Below are 2,497 nucleotides of genomic sequence, written 5' to 3'. Positions count from 1 at the left end.
AGCCTTATCTGAACACCGCCACTGAGACACACCACCATTTCAAGTGAATGGATGAGATGATCGGCTGAGTCACAGTCGACCGAGCTATGCTGAAGTGAGATACGCGGGTAGAATCGCGGGGGGGTGATGTGGACCTCACTACCAGTTGGCGCAACGGGGCCACATCTTGATTCACCCCGACGCGTCACCGGAGCACGCTCAGAAGTCCCGACACCCACACGCCGGGTGCCTTCCGTCGCGAATGCGCCAGTGCGTAGCGGAGGCTGTCCGCGGCGGCCTCCGTGATGCCGTGACCGTGGCCGACGAGGACGCGCTCGGGGCGGAGACCGCGGAGCGCCGACGGCGGCGTGAGCCGGAGCATCGGATGCACGCCCAATCGCTCGTCGGCGCCGCGGAAGAACGGCGCGGTCCCGACGGCCTCGGGCACGACGAGGGTCTCGCCGTCGAAGAGCGCGGCCTCGTGCCAGCCCGGGACATCGAGCGTGCGCAGGAGACCGTACTCGGTGCCGGGGAGCGACCCGCTGAAGCGCTCAGTGGGCGCGTCGACCTCGCGCGTGAGGTGTGCGGGGAGGTAGACGGGGACGTCGTGTCGCCGGGCGACGGCCGCGGCGTCGCGCTCGTGGCGATCGATGAGGACGACGACGCCGGCCACGTCGCCGAGCGCGGCGGCGAGGTCATCGATTCCCGGTGCGTCGACGGGATCGACGAGGAACACCCCGGCGTCGGTGTCGAGGACGTGACTCGCGCGCTGCATCGCCTCGTCGGGATGGGCGAGCCACGTCGTCCCGCCCTCAAAGCGGTTCGTCTCCTCGTAGCCGGTGTCGTCGGCGCTCGGCATGCTCGCGGTTTCGACGGGCGCTCACAAGAGCGTTCGGCCGCGGAGCCTGCGATGAAGCTCGGTATCGACGCCGTCCCGAAGGAGGGGCGATCTAGTTCTGCTCCCCTCTCAGCTGGCGTGCCGCCATCGAGAGCTCGGCGCGGTCTCCGTCGGTCACGTCGCGTACGGGCTTCCACGCTGTCTCTGACGGACTCGGTGGAACGCGTCTCGGCGAACCCGATCGGGTGAGCCGGGAGGTCCGTGACAGCGGCGGGTTTTTCGGGGTGTCGTCCGTGGGGCCGGATATGGGACTCGACGAAGACGCGCTCGACTACCACGAACGCGAGCCGCCGGGAAAAGTGGAGATAGCGACGACGAAGCCGACGAACACGCAGCGTGACCTCTCGCTGGCGTATTCGCCGGGGGTCGCGACGCCCTGTCGCAGGATCGACGAGGACCCCACGGACGCGTACCGATACACGTCGAAGGGGAATCTCGTCGGCGTCGTCTCGAACGGCTCCGCGGTGCTCGGTCTCGGCGATATCGGCGCGCAGGCCTCGAAGCCGGTCATGGAGGGGAAGGGCGTCCTCTTCAAGCGCTTCGCTGACATCGACGTCTTCGACGTCGAACTCGACCACGGGGACGTGGACGGGTTCGTCGAGTCGGTCGCCGCGATGGAGCCGACGTTCGGCGGCGTGAACCTCGAGGACATCAAGGCTCCCGAGTGCTTCGAAATCGAGGAGCGCCTCCGCGACCGGATGGACGTCCCCGTCTTCCACGACGACCAGCACGGCACCGCCATCATCAGCGGCGCCGGCCTCATCAACGCCCTCGATATCGTCGACAAGGACATCGGGGACGTGGAGATCACGATTTCGGGGGCGGGCGCCTCGGCCATCGCCTCCGCGAAGTTCTACGTCTCGCTCGGCGCCACGAAGGAGAACATCACGATGTGCGACTCCACGGGCGTCATCACCGAGTCGCGCGTCGAGGCCGGCGACGCCAACGATCACAAGGCCGAGTTCGCCCGCGACGTCCCCGAGGCGGACCTCGCCGAGGCGATGGACGGCGCGGACGTCTTCATCGGACTCTCCGCGCCCGACATCGTCTCGCAGGAGATGGTGCGCTCGATGGCGGCGAACCCGATCATCTTCGCGATGGCGAACCCGGACCCCGAGATCGGGTACGAGGAAGCGAAGGCCGCTCGCGACGATCAGGTGATCATGGGCACCGGACGCTCCGATCACCCGAATCAAGTGAACAACGTGCTGGGGTTCCCGTTCATCTTCCGGGGCGCCCTCGACGTCCGCGCGACCGAGATCAACGAGGCCATGAAGGTCGCGTGCGCCGAAGCCCTCGCCGAACTCGCGCGGGAGGACGTCCCGGATCAAGTGGTCAAAGCCTACGGCGATCAGCCCCTCCAGTTCGGCCCGGAGTACATCCTCCCGAAACCCCTCGACCCGCGGGTGCTCTTCGAGATCGCGCCCGCCGTCGCCGAGGCCGCGATGGACGCCGGCGTCGCGCGCGAATCCGTCGATCTCGAGGCGTATCGCGAGCGTCTCGAAGCGCGCCTCGGGAAGTCCCGCGAGATGATGCGGATCGTCCTCAATAAGGCCAAGAGCGACCCGAAGCGCGTCGCGCTCGGCGAGGGCGACGACGAGAAGATGATCCGCGCGGCCT

General features: G+C 67.8%; 2 protein-coding genes. One reads left to right on the top strand and one right to left on the bottom strand.

The features are described 5' to 3' along the window. Window positions 1-184: 184 nt before the first annotated feature. The gene (locus AOZ13_RS13435; protein ID WP_020222733.1) at window positions 185-838 is read right to left on the bottom strand and encodes a hypothetical protein; all 654 of its coding nucleotides are present in this window, start codon (window positions 836-838) and stop codon (window positions 185-187) included. Between the two features lie 284 nt (window positions 839-1,122). Between AOZ13_RS13435 and AOZ13_RS13430 the strand changes: the two genes are divergently transcribed. Then, the coding region (locus AOZ13_RS13430; protein ID WP_324603267.1) for a malic enzyme-like NAD(P)-binding protein at window positions 1,123-2,497 on the top strand (1,375 nt) is incomplete at its 3' end.

The organism is Halarchaeum acidiphilum MH1-52-1, assembly GCF_000474235.1.
GTDB lineage: Archaea > Halobacteriota > Halobacteria > Halobacteriales > Halobacteriaceae > Halarchaeum > Halarchaeum acidiphilum.
This window is presented reverse-complemented; position numbering and strand designations above follow the sequence as displayed.